Here is a 15,543-nt window from a genome sequence, read left to right as displayed (position 1 = left end):
AGAAGTAAAAATAAACATGGATTATTTAGCATTAAAACATACGCACATGGCGATTGCGCTAGTGAGTATTATTTTATTTTACGTACGTTCTTTTTCTCGCATGGGCAGTGGCAGCCTTGCTAAAAATAAAGTGGTTTTCATTGGTAGCCACAGTATAGATACCTTACTAATTATCTCGGCTATTACTTTAATGGCCATGGCTAAAATAAACCCACTAGAGCAACTTTGGCTATTAGAAAAAATTGTGCTGGTGGTTATTTATATCGCCGTTGGGATTATTAGTGCTAAGCAAACCACAACATTACCTAAAGTTATGTTTTTAGTGTTTAACACTGCGGTTATCTTAGCTATTGGCTTTTTAGCAACTGCTAAAGCCCCGCTATTGTTGTAATTAACAATATTTGCTTAAGCTTTACACCTATGGTGTAAAGCTTGCCTCTTTATTTCATTTCTGATTATTGGTATCTAACCTTAAAATTAGGTAAACTACGTGTTCGTTTTCTAGAATGTTGTAGTATGAATGACCACCCTCGGGTTTGATGAACACGATGAATCTTATATAGAAGATGCCTACGATGACTTTTTGCCACCGGCAATATATCGTTGTATTAAAGCAGAAGCTAAATGGGACCCTCAAATAGACTTAACACCAAGTCTTGAAATATTGACCGCGTTTGAGCAACAAATAAAGACTATTTGTTCGCAAACACGCGACATGCACGAGCGTTTAGAACAATTACTTGATTGTTTTTACAGTCAGTGGTTATTTAGTGCGTCAAGCCTTAAAGTACCTGAGTACAAGCTAAACAGTATTAGCTACACCTTGTCTATGCGCAGTGGTACACCCACTACCTTAGCTATTTTATTATGCCATTTTTTACAGCACGCAAAACTTGATGCTAGTGTAAGCATAACTCAAGGCGAAGTGGGCATTCACGTCGCAATGAGCGATGATGAAGGGTACATTGTTGAGCCAAGTAGTGGTCAACAAAGCTGGTATATCATTCCTGAAAATACCAACGAAGATAATGCACAAGAGCAAGAGCCTCTTGAGCTTATTTTTGAAGACGAAGTATATAAATTATTTTTAGCGCAACAAAAATGGTCTTTTATTAGTGAGAACAAATTTGGTCATGCGTTAACTTGCGTTGATTTGTTAATGGAAATGCTAGGGGATGATCCCTATGAGCGACGCGACAGAGGCTATTTACTAAATCAGCTAGGATGCCCTAAAATGGCACGAGATGATTTACAATTTTTTGTTGATGAGTGTCCCGACGACCCTGCTATTGAAGTCATCCAACATCAAATCGAAGAACTTGAAGATAATCATAAGACCCACCATTAAAAATAAAAATAGGAAACGTTATGGCTGATCCCCAAACTGCCTTAATCACCAATGATGCTGTTGTACTTGGCTTACTAGCGATTATTTTAGGCTTTATTTTTAAAACCTCGTCAAGTCAGCGCCCAGGGCTGGTCGCATTTTACAAATATGTGCCTGCATTATTGCTGTGTTATTTTTTACCATCGTTGCTAAATACCTTTGGTATTGTTGATGGCTCGCAATCGAGTGTGTATTACGTTGCCTCGCGGTATTTATTACCTGCGTGTTTAATTTTATTAACCATTAGCATTGATTTAAGAGCGATTATTAACCTAGGTCCTAAAGCATTAATTATGTTCTTAACAGGAACCGCTGGTATTGTGATTGGTGGCCCATTAGCTATTTTAATCATGAGTGCCGTCTACCCTGAAGCAGTGGGCGGACATGGCCCAGATGCGGTTTGGCGCGGTATGACAACTATTGCTGGCAGCTGGATTGGCGGCGGCGCAAACCAAGCGTCTATGAAAGAGATGTTTGAAGTTGGCGGTGATATCTTCTCTGCTATGGTTACTGTTGATGTGATTGTGGCTAATTTATGGATGGCGGTATTATTATTAATGGCGGCTAACCATAAAGCGATTGATGCCAAAGCGGGGGCCGATACCACTGCGATTGAAGATTTAAAACAGCGTGTTGAAAAATACCATGCAGAGCATGCCCGTATGCCAACGCTGAATGATTACATGATGATTATTGCTATTGCCTTTGGTATTACTGGTTTAGCACATTTTTGTGCTGATATTTTAGGACCGTTCTTTGCCAATAACTATGCATGGGCAAAAGAATACAGTTTAAATAGTAAGTTCTTTTGGCTTATTGTTATATCGACCACTATAGGCATTAGTTTATCGTTCACTAGAGTGCGTCATATCGAAGCCTTTGGCTCGTCTAAAGTGGCATCAGCATTTTTATATATCTTAGTAGCATCAATTGGCCTGCATATGAATGTGATGGCGATTTTTGATTCACCAATGTATTTTGTGCTTGGTGCAATTTGGATGCTAACTCACGCCAGCTTAATGCTGATTGTTGCTAAACTAATTAAAGCGCCGTTATTTTACATGGCTGTTGGCTCTCAGGCCAATGTAGGTGGCGCGGCCTCGGCCCCTGTTGTCGCCGCTGCGTTTCATCCATCACTGGCACCGGTAGGCGTTTTATTAGCAGTACTAGGCTACGGTGTAGGTACATATATGGCGTATATTTGTGGATTAATGATGCAAGCAGTTGCACCATAAGGAATTAAAATGAACAACCAAGTTATAAATATTAATCAGATAGAACTGGCAAATGATAAACCTTTCGTTTTATTTGGTGGCATGAATGTGCTGGAATCTCGTGATTTAGCGATGCGTATTGCCGAGCATTATGTTGAAGTGACCACTAAATTAAATATTCCTTATGTATTTAAGGCGTCATTTGATAAAGCCAATCGCTCGTCAATCAATTCTTACCGTGGTCCGGGCATGGAAGAAGGCTTAAAGATATTTGAAGAGATTAAAAATACCTTTAATATTCCGCTGATCACCGATGTGCATGAACCTCATCAAGCAGCACCGGTTGCAGAGGTTGTTGATGTTATTCAGCTACCGGCATTTTTGGCTCGTCAAACAGACTTAGTGGTTGCAATGGCAAAAACAGGCGCGATTATTAATGTGAAAAAGCCACAGTTTTTAGCCCCACATGAAATGCGTCATATCATTACTAAATTTAATGAAGCGGGCAATAATAATGTGGCCTTGTGTGAACGTGGTTCAAGCTTTGGTTATAACAACCTAGTGGTTGATATGCTGGGTATGGATGACATGAAAACCATGGCGCCCGTTATATTTGACGCTACTCATGCGCTACAACGTCCTGGCGGTCGAGCTGATTCAGCCGATGGTCGTCGTGCTCAAGCAGCAGAACTGGCTCGTAGTGGCATGGCACTGGGTATTGCAGGCTTATTTATTGAAGCACACCCAAATCCAAATGAAGCAAAATGTGATGGCCCTTGTGCATTAGCACTGAGTAAATTAGAAGGGTACTTATCGCAAATGAAAGCGGTTGATGATTTAATCAAAAGCTTTGCTCCGCTTGATACCAGTGCTAGCGATTTATAAAAGAGTGATTAACTCATAAAAAAGCGACTTAGGTCGCTTTTTTTGTGGCTTGAATATACTCTTTCCCAGCATAGGTATATAATTCACCGCATAAGAAAAACTAATTCTAAGCTTGGTTGCCATGTCAAGACGAGTTCCTCCATTAAACGCGCTAAAAGCTTTTGAAGCTGCAGCCCGTCATTTAAGCTTTACTAAAGCCGCAGAAGAGTTGTATGTGACGCAGGCTGCGGTAAGCCATCAAATTAAAACCCTCGAAGAGCACTTAGGGTTAAAGTTGTTTTTGCGTAAAAATCGCTCGTTACTTCTAACCGAAGAAGGTCAAGGCTACTTTTTAGATATTAAAGAGATTTTTACTCAGCTAATTGACGCAACCGAAAAGCTACTAGCCCGTGGTGCAAAAGGCTCGCTAACAGTGAGTTTAACCCCGAGCTTTGCGATTCAATGGCTTATTCCTCGATTGAGCTTATTTAACGAGTTACACCCTGAAATTGATGTGCGAATTAAAGCCCAAGATCAGGACGAAAACTCGTTAACAGACGATGTTGATATTTCAATTTATTATGGTCGCGGTCATTGGAGTGGCGTACAAGCTTATAAATTGCACACTGAATACTTAGTGCCACTGTGTAGCCCATTATTGTTAAGTGGCCCTAGAGCGCTTAATCAACCAAGTGATTTAGCAAACCATACCTTGTTGCATGACACCACTCGTAAAAACTGGAAAACGTGGATGAAAACCGCGGGTGTTCGCAACATACAAGTTAACCAAGGGCCTATTTTTAGTCATTCCTCTATGGTGCTGCAAGCTGCGGTACATGGCCAAGGTGTTGCAATTGGTAATAGTGTTTTAGCAAAACCAGATATTGATGCAGGTAGATTAGTGATCCCGTTTAATCACAGTTTAGAAAGTAAAAACGCCTATTATTTGGTGATCCGTGAGTCGCAAAATGAATTAGGTAAAATTGTGTCATTTAAAGATTGGATGTTAAGCCTAGTTGAGCAGGAGCAAGAATATTAATGAGCATTGAATGGGTTAAAAGTAATCAGCAACCTGCAATCGCACAGTTTATATTTGCGCATGGTGCAGGGGCTGGCAGAGATTCTGAGTTTATGCAAACCATGGCCAATCAGCTCAGTGAGTATGGTATTGACGTTGGGCTGTTTGATTTTGAATACATGCAAATTGCTAAACAAACCAATAAACGTCGCCCACCAGAGCGAGCACCAAAATTACTTACATATTTTGAGCATATACTTACTCAAGCTGATGAAAATTTACCGCTATTTATAGGGGGTAAATCAATGGGCGGGCGCATGGCGTCTATGCTTGCTTGCTCAACCTCGCATGCTGTTTTAGGTGTACTTGCGTTTGGTTATCCGTTTCATCCACCAGGCAAGCCAGAAAAGCTCCGCACTGATCACTTTGCAGACATACCATGTCCTTTTTTAGTACTACAAGGTGAACGAGACACCTTTGGCACCCGCGAAGAGCTTGCCACAATGGCAATGCCAAAACAGCCGCAGTATATATGGTTAACTGATGGTGACCACTCACTAAAACCACGTAAAAAAAGTGGCGTGACTGAGCAACAAAACCTGAATGTTGCAGCAATGCAGGCGGCTAACTTTATCAAAAGCACCATTGAGAATGTAAAAGAGGAAAAACATGATTAAACTATTTTTACTCGCAGGCAGCTTTTTTTGTATGCTTTCAGTGATACTGGGCGCATTTGCTGCCCATGGTTTAAAAAGTCGCTTATCAGATTACGCTATTGGTATTTTTAAAACCGCCGCCGAGTATCAAATGGTACATGGGCTGGCACTGATTGCAGTGGCAACCTTAATAAAGTGGGGAATTAACTTAAGCATGGCAGGTGGTTTTTTTATAGCGGGTACACTGTTATTTAGTGGCAGCTTATATTTACTGGCTTTAACCGGCTTAAAGTGGCTGGGCCCAATTACACCACTAGGTGGACTATGTTTTATTATTGGTTGGATAGTTATTTTAGTGCAAGTTGCACGATTTAAGTTTTAAAGAGTTTAAGGGTTAATATGTCTAGTGTTGTGATTTACTGTCGTAGTGGTTTTGAAAGCGATGCCGCTGCTGAAATAACGTTTCACGCCGCCGAGCAAGGGTTTGCTGGGTATGTAAAAGCAAAACCAAATACCGGTTATGTTATTTATGAATGTTTTGAAGCGCAGCACAGCGACGAAATAATCAAAAAAGTTGATTTTAAAAATATGGTATTTGCACGCCAATGGTTTGCCGGTAACCTGATAGAAAATATGCCATTAGAGGATAGAGTGGGCGCCATTGTAGATGCCGCAAAAGACTTTACTTTATGCTCTGAACTACGAGTAGAAACACCCGATACCAACGAGGGCAAAGAGTTACTGACTTTTTGTAAAAAGATATCAACTCCGCTTAAAAAAGCGCTCGAGAAACAAAACACCGTATTGCGTGAACCAAAAGCCAATCGTCCAGTAATGCATGTGCTGTTTTTAGCTAATAATACTGCGTATGTGGGTCACTCTTATAGCTACAACAACTCACCTTTCTTTATGGGGATTCTGCGTTTACGTATGCCAAACGATGGCCCAAGCCGTTCAACCCTTAAGTTAGATGAAGCATTTAATGTATTTATTCCTGAGCAGCAGCGTGAGTCAAGAGTACAAGCTGGGATGCGCAGCGTTGATTTAGGTGCTTGCCCAGGTGGTTGGACTTATCAGTTGGTTCGCCGTGGTATGTTTGTTAGCGCGATAGATAATGGCCCAATGAATGAAAGTTTAATGGAAACAGGACAAGTAAAACATTTTAGAGAAGATGGTTTTAAATACCGCCCAGAAAAAAGAAACATAACCTGGTTAGTTTGCGATATGGTAGAAAAACCAACGAAAGTAACTAACTTGATGATTGACTGGGCAGTAAATGCCTATGCAAAAGAGCTTATTTTTAATCTAAAACTACCGATGAAAAAACGCTTTGATAGTGTATATGAATGTCTAAAAATGATTAGGGAGGAAATGGCGAAGTTCGGTATTAGCTACGAATTACAAGCTAAGCATTTGTACCATGATCGTGAAGAGATAACGGTGCACTTAAACGTAATTAAAGTACCACAAAGCTTATATAGTTAATTGATTGGCGAGTATAAAAAATGGGCCAACAGGCCCATTTTTTTTAACTACGATATTGTGGTCGGTAATGCTCAACCCATAACCGTGTAGCGCCGCATACTGCCACAGGCATTACAATTAAATTTATAAATGGGATAGCGGTTAGCAGCATCACTGCAAAACCAAACCCGTAAGATAAGCCTTGTTTGCTTTTTAGATCATTTTTCATTTGGGTAAAGCTGATTTTGTGGTTATCAAAAGCATAATCTTTATATTGCACCGCATACATCCAGCAGGTAAAAAGCACCCAGAGCACTTGGCCTATTACCGGTAACACCCACAATAGAATAAAAAAGCCGATTGCGCGTGGGAGGTAGTAGCAAAGCTTAGTCCATTCTCGGCCCAGCATTCGCGGCACATCTTTTACTAAATCAGCTAATCCATCGTCGTTAATTTTTTGACCAGTTAAATACAGCTCAACTTTTTCACTTAGTAAGCCATTGAAAGGGGCGGCTATAAAGTTAGTAATAACGGTAAATAACATACTGTAACTAAACAGCACCACCAGTACAGCAATTGGCCACATTAACCATTCGAGCCAACTAAGCCATTCTGGAAGCATTGAATTTACAGCGTTAAAGCCATCACTAAGCCAGCCAAATAAAAAGAATAAGGAGCTACCAAATAATAAAATATTAATAAGTAGGGGTATAAGCACAAAGCGTTTTAGCCCTTTTTGACTAATTAACTTAAACCCGGAAAAAAAATATTCCATACCTTGTGTTATTTGCACACTAACCTCACCAATTATTTATATTTTAGCTATTATAAATAGCCTGATGATTTTAAACAGTACTTTTAAGTAACAAAGTATTTAATAAATGGTATTTCAAATAGAATGATAATAAATTGCTAGCTTGGGCAATTGCTTTGAATTCTTCGAAAGTGCTTAATGAAATAAAATGCTCGGCAATAGACAAAATTACCATAGATGCTAATTTCAATATTATGTATAGTCAAAAGACTATAATAAATTATTATATAGAATATAGCGGCGCATTTAGCGTAAGTGACTGTTGAGGAATATAATTTGATTGAAATCATGAGAGTCAGAAAGCTGCTTTCTCAGCAACAAAGTATATTATCTAAAATAGCCTTGGGTGCGCCACTTGATGAAGTACTTGAAAATATTTGTTTATCTATTGAGGATCTTATTGAAGACTCCTCTGCAAAGTGCTCTATATTAACACTCAAAGGTGAGCAGTTATTTCATAGTGCGGCGCCTAATATTGCAAAGGGTTACTGTGAGGCAATTAATGGCGTACATATCGGCCCCAGTGTTGGCTCATGCGGTACTGCTGTGTATGAAAAAAAGCGAGTAATAGCCTCAGATATTGCAACATCACCCTTATGGGAAAACTATAAAGCGTTGGCATTGAGTTTTGATCTAAGGTCGTGCTGGTCAACCCCTATTATTTCAACACAATCAGACATATTAGGCACTTTTGCAATTTATCATGACAGTGCCAAGTCACCGACACCTCAAGATTTAGAGTTAATAGACTTTTTTGTTGATTTCACCAGTATTGCTTTAGAAAAGCACACAGAGTCACTAAAATCAAAAGTGTTACTTGCAGAATTACAGCAAAGTAATGAAAAGTTTAAAGCCTTCGCAAAAGTACTTCCCGATCTAACCCTCATTTTGAGTGAAGAAGGGGAGTATACCAACGTTTACGGCACTATTAATGAAAGTTTATATTTAAGCCAAGAGCATGTGATTAATCGAAATGTCAGAGATATTATGCCTCCCGAGGATGCTAATCCTATTATGGCGGTAATTGCCAAAACGCTTCAAACTAATGAAGTTCAAGTGTTTGAGTATCAGCTAAATATAAAAGGTAAACAACTTACATTTGAAGGACGAACAGCCCCGCTTGAAAGTTACCAACCTAATAATCCCTCTCAGCGACATGTAGTATGGATGGCCAGAGATATCTCTACTCGTAAAGCGGCAGAAGAAGAGGTGCAACGGTTAGCATTTTTTGACCCGCTTACAAACCTCCCGAACCGCAGAATGCTCAATGATAAACTCAGTATGTATGTTGAACAAATTAAGCAGTCTGATCACACGGGTGCACTCTTATTTTTAGATTTAGATAATTTTAAACGTATAAACGACTCATTAGGGCACAATGCCGGTGATGAAATACTGGTTGAGCTATCACAGCGACTAACGCGTGTTTTAAACCCAACAGATACCCTTGCCCGCGTGGGCGGTGATGAATTTATTATACTCATTGAGAATGTAGGAGATAGCCATAAGCAAGCGAGTCTTGAATCAGAATTAATGGCTAAAGTGGTACAAAGCGTTTTTTATGACAAGTTTGAGATAGGGGATTTGGCGTTTCAAGTTAGCTGCAGTATAGGTATATGTTTAATTAATAACGCCAATGCTATTAGCGAAAATATTTTAAAATTTGCAGATACCGCCATGTATCGCTCTAAAATGAAAGGCGGTAATAGTAGTAGCTTTTACGATCCTGCACTGCAAACCTTACTGGAAAATCAAACTGAGCTTGAAACAGATATAGTCAGAGCGATTGCATGTGATGAATTTTGTGCTTACTTTCAGCCTCAATTATCAATTGATGGCAGTATTATTGGTGCAGAAGCACTCATACGATGGAATCACCCAACCAAAGGACTAATCTCTCCTAATTCGTTTATTCCGATTGCCGAGCAATTTGGCTTAATTCAAAAGTTACAAAACATTGTATTGCGCGATATTTGTATTTTACTGGAAACGCTGCGAGCTGATGACGCACTGAAAAACCAGTTTAATGTGTCTATTAACATTAGCCAGTGTCAGTTTAATTCTTCTACTTTAAAAGGAGAATTGTTTAAAGCGATTGAGACGTATGATGTATTACCCTCACAAATTAAATTAGAGATCACTGAGTCCATGTTAGCGGGTGATTTAATGAGTACGGTAAAGCAAATGAAAGAGCTAAAGTCGCAGGGATTTGTATTTTCAATTGATGACTTTGGTACCGGCTACTCGTGTTTAAAGCACTTGAGTGTTTTACCGATAGACGAACTAAAAATAGATAAAAGCTTTATTGATAAAGTGTTGGATAACGCATCGGGGCAAAGCATAGTTCAGTCTATTATTGGTTTAGGTCATAGTTTAGATATTAATATTGTAGCCGAAGGGGTCGAAAGTGCTGAGCAACTACATATATTAAAGTCTATGGGTGTAAACGCAGTGCAAGGGTTCTTATTTGCAAAACCATTAACACACAGCAATTACTTAAAATGGCATAAAGAGCACCAATAACATCGTGCTTGTTACTAACTGAGGCGACAAGTTTAGTTACCCCAATCAATAAGTCGCTTTGTTTAACCTCTAATTGGGCAGTAACGTTTGCTAACTTACTGCGTTTTAGCTCAAACAGAAATGTATACTTTTTGTTTGTTTGCTAGCTAAGTGTAATGAGTTTTTTACTATTTTGTAACAGTTGCACAAATCATTGCTGTGGCATTGGTTTAGCGTTTTTAACGCGTTAAACTAGTCAGGAATTGGCAATAAGTCTACTTGTTGTGACATTATCTAAACGTAAACACGACAGGTACTTGAAACTTGCTTTTGAGTTGCTTTTTCGTTCGTTGTAACTATGGTTTAGGGTTATGTCATGGTATGTCGCTATGTCGGTAACTGTAAAAAACCATTAGGAGCGATAAATGAATACCACGAAAGCAGCTTTAAAGTCGGGTGAAATACACTCTCCCCGAGTAAAGTTTCTGGAAGGGGTTGATATACCCGTTTTTTTAATCAGTGGCGGTATATTAGTTTTATTTGCCGCGCTGGCACTGTACGACATAAAACTGATGTCGGATTGGATAAACTCTGCCTTTGCCTTCTCCACCAAAATATTTGGCGCCTTTTGGCAAGTTCTGCTGTTATTAACCTTTGTGATTGGCATATTTTTGGCCGTAGGCCGCACCGGTTCAGTGGTGCTGGGTGGTTTAAAAACACCTGAAATATCTACCTTCAAATGGATCAGTATAATTATGTGCACTTTGCTTGCAGGTGGCGGTGTATTTTGGGCCGCAGCAGAGCCAATGGCACACTTTATTTCTCCGCCCCCGTTATTTGGTGGTGAAACTGGCACAAGGGATGCCGCCTATAACGCCCTTGCACAAAGCTTTATGCACTGGGGTTTTTTAGCCTGGGCTATTTTAGGTAGTTTGACCGGTATTGTTTATATGCATCTCCATTACGAAAAAGGCTTACCGCTTAAACCGCGCACTTTGCTTTACCCCGTATTTGGCGATCGCGCAATGAAAGGTGCGCTTGGTACTATTGTTGATGCATGTTGTGTACTCGCTGTGGTTGCTGGCACTGTTGGTCCTATTGGTTTTTTAGGTTTACAAGTGAGTTTTGGTCTAGAAAAGTTGTTTGCCATTCCTGATACCTACACCACGCAGGTGGTTATTTTATTTAGCTTAATTGGAATTTACACACTTTCAGCGGTAAGTGGGGTTACCAAAGGTATTCAGCTACTAAGCCGTTTTAATGTTGTACTGGCCGTGTTGCTGATGTTGTTTATATTACTAATGGGGCCAACTGCGTTTATTATCGACAGTTACATTCACTCCTTCGGTTTGTATTTAGATAACTTTATTCCTATGGCTACATTTCGTGCCGATAAACCGTGGCTAGACTGGTGGACTGTATTCTTTTGGGGCTGGTTTTTAGGTTATGGCCCATTAATGGCTATGTTCGTTGCACGTATATCCCGTGGACGTACTATTCGTGAAATGATTTTACTTATTTCTGTGGTTGCCCCTGTGATCACGTGTTTTTGGTTTACTATTGTTGGCGGCTCAGGCATCTTTTTTGAATTAAATAATCCTGGCGTTATATCAGAGCCTTTTGCTGGGCTTAATTTGCCAGCGGCATTGTTAGCCATCACTGAGCAGTTACCTATGGGATTTGTTGTGTCGGTGTTATTTTTAGTACTGACCACTATTTTTGTGGCAACAACAGGTGATTCAATGACGTATTCGGTATCTATGGTAATGACGGGTACCGATCACCCACAAACGTCTATTCGAGTGTTTTGGGGGATTATGATGGGGGTGATGGCGGCGTTGCTTATTTCTATAGGCGAGGGCGGAATTTCAGCCTTGCAGTCGTTTATTGTTGTCACTGCGGTGCCAGTTTCGTTTGTGTTACTACCTTCGTTGTGGACAGCACCACAAATAGTTAAGAAAATGGCAGATGAACAAGGGCTTTAATAATTGATAAAGAGCGCTAATAAGCGCTCTTTTTCTGGGTACATCATATTCTCACCTTGTTATTGAGCTATTTATTATCCTAGCAATAAACTAACCCACTAAAAATAACTTAGCCTAAGTAGGTTGTTCATTCCTATCGATACGGTATAGTTTAAATATATTTAAGCATAACCTTGAGATAAACCATGCAGTTAGTCGACTTAGACCCTTGTGATCAGGATGTGATCAACGTATTTGCTGACATAGATCGACTTATTAGCTCATTATATCCTGTAGCAACTTCACAAGCGCTTACAGTTAATGAGCTTGGCCTACCGGGCGTTTACGCTGTAGGGTTAAAAAATCAAGACGGAATAGTTGCCTGTGGCGCGATAGTAAAGCAATTTGATGGTAGCTGGTATGGCGAAATTAGACGGCTTTACGTAAAACCTAGCTATCGCGGAAAAGGCTTATCACGGCGTATTATGCAAATTCTATTGCACTATGCAGGCGAAGAAGAAATCCCAATCATAAAACTAGAAACAGGACCAAAGCAAATACAATCAATCCATCTTTATGAGAATTTAGGGTTTGTGCAATGTGCTCCTTTTGGTGAATACACAGAAAACCCGAATAGCTTATTTATGGAGCTTGCGCTCAGCTAATACTGCTTTGTTTGAAGCTTTTATTTATCAATTTCAATCCTAACTCGTTACGAGTAGAAATACTTGTTGGACATGAATCACTATTTTTCTTTTAATGCGCGGCAACTAGCCGGTTTGGCATTCATAAATAAAAGAGAAAGATAAATGAAAGAGACAACATCACTAGAACAAGCTCGTACGAGCTACAACGTTCGTCATTGGAGCCAAGGTTTTTTCGGTATTAATGATCAAGGTGATGTGTATGTTGCGCCAAAGGCTGATGCCCCACAGCAAACCATTGCACTAACAGACATTGCTAAGCAGCTTGAAGAAAAAGGCTTAAGTTTGCCAGCACTCGTTCGTTTTCCACAAATATTACACCATCGTGTGCATAGCTTATGTGGCGCATTTAATACCGCAATAGAAAGCTATGGGTATCCAAAAGACTATTTATTAGTTTATCCGATTAAAGTAAATCAACAGCGCGAAGTCGTTGAAGAAATTGTTGCCAGTCAAGCACAAGTAGAAAAAAAACAGCTAGGTTTAGAAGCAGGCAGCAAGCCAGAGTTATTAACCGTATTAGCATTGGCTGAAAAAACCAGTGCGGTGATTGTGTGTAATGGCTACAAAGATAAAGAATATGTGCGCTTAGCGCTGATTGGCGAAAAGCTGGGCCATAAAGTGTATATCGTACTTGAGAAACTGTCTGAGCTGGACATGGTACTTAGCCAAGCCAAAGAACTTAATGTAAAACCGCGCATTGGTATTCGTGTGCGTTTAGCCTCGCAAGGCAAAGGTAAATGGCAGGCCAGTGGCGGTGAAAAATCGAAGTTTGGGTTGTCTGCTTCACAAGTGCTGTATGTAGTAAACCGTTTAAAAGAAACTGATCAGCTTGATTTAGTACAGCTTGTGCATTTTCACTTAGGGTCGCAAATGGCCAATATTCGTGATGTACGCTTAGGTGTAAGTGAAGCTGCGCGTTTTTATTGTGAACTACGCAAGTTGGGTGCACAAATAGAGTGCCTTGATGTAGGTGGCGGTTTAGCGGTTGATTATGATGGCACGCGCAGTCAATCACACAACTCAATGAATTATAGCTTGGCCGAATACGCAAATAATATTGTGTACACCATCGGTGATATTTGTAAGCAGTATGAACAGCCTTTCCCTACCATTATTTCAGAGTCGGGAAGAGCATTAACGGCGCACCATGCAGTGCTTATTTCCAATGTAATTGGCACCGAAACATATGCACCAGAAGAAATAGAAGCGCCAGCTGATGATGCGCCGCAATTACTTAAAAATATGTGGATTTCATGGCAACAATTGCATGTACTTACTGATGACCGTGCATTAATTGAGATTTTTCACGACAGCCAAGGTGATTTAGCTGAAGCGCATAGTCAGTTTGCGATGGGATTATTAGATTTAACTCAACGCGCATGGGCCGAGCAAATTAATTTGCGTGTGTGTTATGAGCTTAATAAATTAATGGATAACAAAAATCGTTTCCATCGTCCGATTATTGATGAACTGAATGCGCGTTTAGCGGACAAGTTTTTTGTCAATTTCTCATTGTTTCAGTCATTGCCTGACGCGTGGGGTATTGACCAAGTGTTTCCGGTATTGCCTTTAAGTGGTTTAACGCAAGCTCCACAAAAACGGGCTGTGTTACTAGATATCACCTGTGATTCAGATGGCGCATTAGAGCATTATGTAGATGGTCAAGGTATTGAAAGTACGTTACCAGTACCAGAGTTTACAGCAGATAAACCTTATTTAATGGGGTTTTTCTTAGTAGGTGCCTATCAAGAGATTTTAGGCGATATGCATAACTTATTTGGTGATACGCACAGTGCTATTGTCAATATGGATGAGCAAGGTGTTGCTAGCATTACAGAGATTAATCATGGTGATACTGTGGCTGACATGATGCGTTATGTACATTTAGATGTTGAAGGTTTTCAGCAGTCATACGCGCAGTTAGTCAGCGCAAAAATTGCACCTGATGAACAGCAAAGCGTTTTAGACGAGTTGCAAAGCGGCCTTGATGGCTACACTTATTTAGAAGAGTTATAAGCAATGTCTAGCTTGTTTGGTTGTGTTGACCACTCATTGTACTCAAATGGGATGACGTTTTTACGTCGTCCTATGGTACAAAACATTAACGCGATTGAAGCCGATGTAGTAGTACTGGGTTTACCGTTTGATTTGGCCACTTCAGGGCGCCCTGGTGCCCGCTTAGGACCTGATGCTATTCGCAGAGCATCGGTACATCTAGCATGGGAAGATACAAAATACCCATGGACATTTCCATTGTTTGAGCGCTTAACCGTGGCGGATGCTGGCGACTTTACTTATCCGGTGGGGGATCCTGAATATTTTACCGCGCAATTAGAAATGGCGGCAGAGCAAATACTTCGCCAAGGTAAAACATTATTAGGCTTGGGCGGCGATCATTTCGTAACGTTACCACTATTGCGCGCACATGCAAAAATTCATGGCAAAATGGCATTAGTTCACTTCGATGCGCATACTGATACTTACAGTAACGGTTCGCGTTTTGATCACGGTACCATGTTTTATCATGCGCCAATGGAAGGGTTAATTGATGTTAATCACAGTATTCAGCTAGGCATTCGTACCGACTTTGATCAAAGCAAGCATGAGTTTGCAGTGATTGATGCCATGCAAGCCAATGATCTGCATGCGAATGATATTGCAGCACAAATTATTGAGCGAGTGGGCGATTTGCCGGTTTATTTAACCTTTGATATAGATTGTTTAGACCCTGCCTTTGCACCAGGTACGGGCACACCCGTGTGTGGTGGCTTAACTTCTGATAAAGTGCTTAAAATTTTACGCGCACTTAAAGGGGTTAATATGGTGGGAATGGATGTGGTTGAAGTATCCCCGTCGTACGACCAAAGTGAGCTTACCGCCATAGCCGCTGCAACGATTGCCAGTGAATTACTGCATTTGTGGGCACTTAAGCATAAATATTAATTTGTGTTAA

Annotated in this window: 14 protein-coding genes; 13 read left to right on the top strand and 1 reads right to left on the bottom strand. The window is 40.3% G+C overall.

All coding sequences use genetic code 11. The annotated features are described in order from the left end of the window. The first annotated feature begins 16 nt into the window (after window positions 1-16). From P3J6_RS14775 to rlmM, 8 genes are all read left to right on the top strand, one after another. Window positions 17-391, top strand: a complete 375-nt coding sequence (locus P3J6_RS14775; RefSeq protein ID WP_054202473.1) for a SirB2 family protein — start codon at window positions 17-19, stop codon at window positions 389-391. 129 nt (window positions 392-520) lie between these two features. Next, window positions 521-1,348, top strand: a complete 828-nt coding sequence (locus P3J6_RS14770; RefSeq protein WP_198523429.1) for a tetratricopeptide repeat protein — start codon at window positions 521-523, stop codon at window positions 1,346-1,348. Between the two features lie 20 nt (window positions 1,349-1,368). Continuing rightward, the gene (locus tag P3J6_RS14765) at window positions 1,369-2,622 is read left to right on the top strand and encodes a DUF819 family protein (RefSeq protein ID WP_138608930.1); all 1,254 of its coding nucleotides are present in this window, start codon (window positions 1,369-1,371) and stop codon (window positions 2,620-2,622) included. A 9-nt stretch (window positions 2,623-2,631) separates the two neighbouring features. Beyond that, the gene (kdsA, locus tag P3J6_RS14760; protein WP_054202475.1) at window positions 2,632-3,486 is read left to right on the top strand and encodes a 3-deoxy-8-phosphooctulonate synthase; all 855 of its coding nucleotides are present in this window, start codon (window positions 2,632-2,634) and stop codon (window positions 3,484-3,486) included. A 121-nt stretch (window positions 3,487-3,607) separates the two neighbouring features. Next, window positions 3,608-4,504, top strand: coding sequence for a transcriptional regulator GcvA (locus P3J6_RS14755; protein WP_198523428.1), 897 nt, complete (start codon window positions 3,608-3,610; stop codon window positions 4,502-4,504). After that, entirely contained in the window at window positions 4,504-5,160 is a 657-nt protein-coding gene (locus P3J6_RS14750; protein ID WP_198523427.1) for an alpha/beta family hydrolase, read from the top strand. Before P3J6_RS14755 ends, P3J6_RS14750 begins: the two co-directional genes overlap by 1 nt. Continuing rightward, window positions 5,153-5,521, top strand: coding sequence for a DUF423 domain-containing protein (locus tag P3J6_RS14745; protein WP_198523426.1), 369 nt, complete (start codon window positions 5,153-5,155; stop codon window positions 5,519-5,521). Before P3J6_RS14750 ends, P3J6_RS14745 begins: the two co-directional genes overlap by 8 nt. A gap of 17 nt (window positions 5,522-5,538) precedes the next feature. Then, window positions 5,539-6,624, top strand: a complete 1,086-nt coding sequence (rlmM, locus tag P3J6_RS14740; RefSeq protein WP_055013323.1) for a 23S rRNA (cytidine(2498)-2'-O)-methyltransferase RlmM — start codon at window positions 5,539-5,541, stop codon at window positions 6,622-6,624. Between the two features lie 43 nt (window positions 6,625-6,667). Here the strand turns inward: rlmM and cysZ are convergent, their stop codons facing one another. After that, window positions 6,668-7,378: a sulfate transporter CysZ gene (gene cysZ, locus P3J6_RS14735; RefSeq protein WP_218651688.1), complete on the bottom strand. Its 711-nt coding sequence runs from the start codon at window positions 7,376-7,378 to the stop codon at window positions 6,668-6,670. Between the two features lie 315 nt (window positions 7,379-7,693). On the opposite strand from cysZ, the gene P3J6_RS14730 reads away from it, so the two are divergent. The 5 genes from P3J6_RS14730 (at window position 7,694) to speB (ending at window position 15,533) form a co-directional block, all read left to right on the top strand. Then, window positions 7,694-9,940, top strand: a complete 2,247-nt coding sequence (locus P3J6_RS14730; RefSeq protein WP_198523425.1) for a putative bifunctional diguanylate cyclase/phosphodiesterase — start codon at window positions 7,694-7,696, stop codon at window positions 9,938-9,940. Between the two features lie 404 nt (window positions 9,941-10,344). After that, complete coding sequence (locus P3J6_RS14725) at window positions 10,345-11,904, top strand: BCCT family transporter (RefSeq protein ID WP_198523424.1); 1,560 nt, start codon at window positions 10,345-10,347, stop codon at window positions 11,902-11,904. Window positions 11,905-12,089: 185 nt separating this feature from the next. Continuing rightward, complete coding sequence (locus P3J6_RS14720) at window positions 12,090-12,548, top strand: GNAT family N-acetyltransferase (RefSeq protein ID WP_008467955.1); 459 nt, start codon at window positions 12,090-12,092, stop codon at window positions 12,546-12,548. 144 nt (window positions 12,549-12,692) lie between these two features. Next, a complete protein-coding gene (gene speA, locus P3J6_RS14715) occupies window positions 12,693-14,606 on the top strand; it encodes a biosynthetic arginine decarboxylase (RefSeq protein WP_198523423.1) in 1,914 nt (637 codons plus the stop codon). A gap of 3 nt (window positions 14,607-14,609) precedes the next feature. Further along, the gene (gene speB, locus P3J6_RS14710; RefSeq protein WP_198523422.1) at window positions 14,610-15,533 is read left to right on the top strand and encodes an agmatinase; all 924 of its coding nucleotides are present in this window, start codon (window positions 14,610-14,612) and stop codon (window positions 15,531-15,533) included. Window positions 15,534-15,543 lie beyond the last annotated feature (10 nt).

The organism is Pseudoalteromonas sp. 3J6 (assembly GCF_903995135.1).
Classification (GTDB): domain Bacteria; phylum Pseudomonadota; class Gammaproteobacteria; order Enterobacterales; family Alteromonadaceae; genus Pseudoalteromonas.
Note: the sequence above shows the minus strand (reverse complement) of the source record. Positions and strands in the feature narration are given on the sequence as shown.

Bases quoted from the DNA above. Each gene is read 5' to 3' on its own strand.
- P3J6_RS14725 (WP_198523424.1), top strand. From the start codon at position 10,345: ATGAATACCACGAAAGCAGCTTTAAAGTCGGGTGAAATACACTCTCCC.
- speA (WP_198523423.1), top strand. From the start codon at position 12,693: ATGAAAGAGACAACATCACTAGAACAAGCTCGTACGAGCTACAACGTT.
- P3J6_RS14720 (WP_008467955.1), top strand. From the start codon at position 12,090: ATGCAGTTAGTCGACTTAGACCCTTGTGATCAGGATGTGATCAACGTA.
- cysZ (WP_218651688.1), bottom strand. From the start codon at position 7,378: ATGGAATATTTTTTTTCCGGGTTTAAGTTAATTAGTCAAAAAGGGCTA.
- P3J6_RS14745 (WP_198523426.1), top strand. From the start codon at position 5,153: ATGATTAAACTATTTTTACTCGCAGGCAGCTTTTTTTGTATGCTTTCA.
- P3J6_RS14770 (WP_198523429.1), top strand. From the start codon at position 521: ATGACCACCCTCGGGTTTGATGAACACGATGAATCTTATATAGAAGAT.
- P3J6_RS14775 (WP_054202473.1), top strand. From the start codon at position 17: ATGGATTATTTAGCATTAAAACATACGCACATGGCGATTGCGCTAGTG.
- kdsA (WP_054202475.1), top strand. From the start codon at position 2,632: ATGAACAACCAAGTTATAAATATTAATCAGATAGAACTGGCAAATGAT.
- speB (WP_198523422.1), top strand. From the start codon at position 14,610: ATGTCTAGCTTGTTTGGTTGTGTTGACCACTCATTGTACTCAAATGGG.
- rlmM (WP_055013323.1), top strand. From the start codon at position 5,539: ATGTCTAGTGTTGTGATTTACTGTCGTAGTGGTTTTGAAAGCGATGCC.
- P3J6_RS14750 (WP_198523427.1), top strand. From the start codon at position 4,504: ATGAGCATTGAATGGGTTAAAAGTAATCAGCAACCTGCAATCGCACAG.
- P3J6_RS14755 (WP_198523428.1), top strand. From the start codon at position 3,608: ATGTCAAGACGAGTTCCTCCATTAAACGCGCTAAAAGCTTTTGAAGCT.
- P3J6_RS14765 (WP_138608930.1), top strand. From the start codon at position 1,369: ATGGCTGATCCCCAAACTGCCTTAATCACCAATGATGCTGTTGTACTT.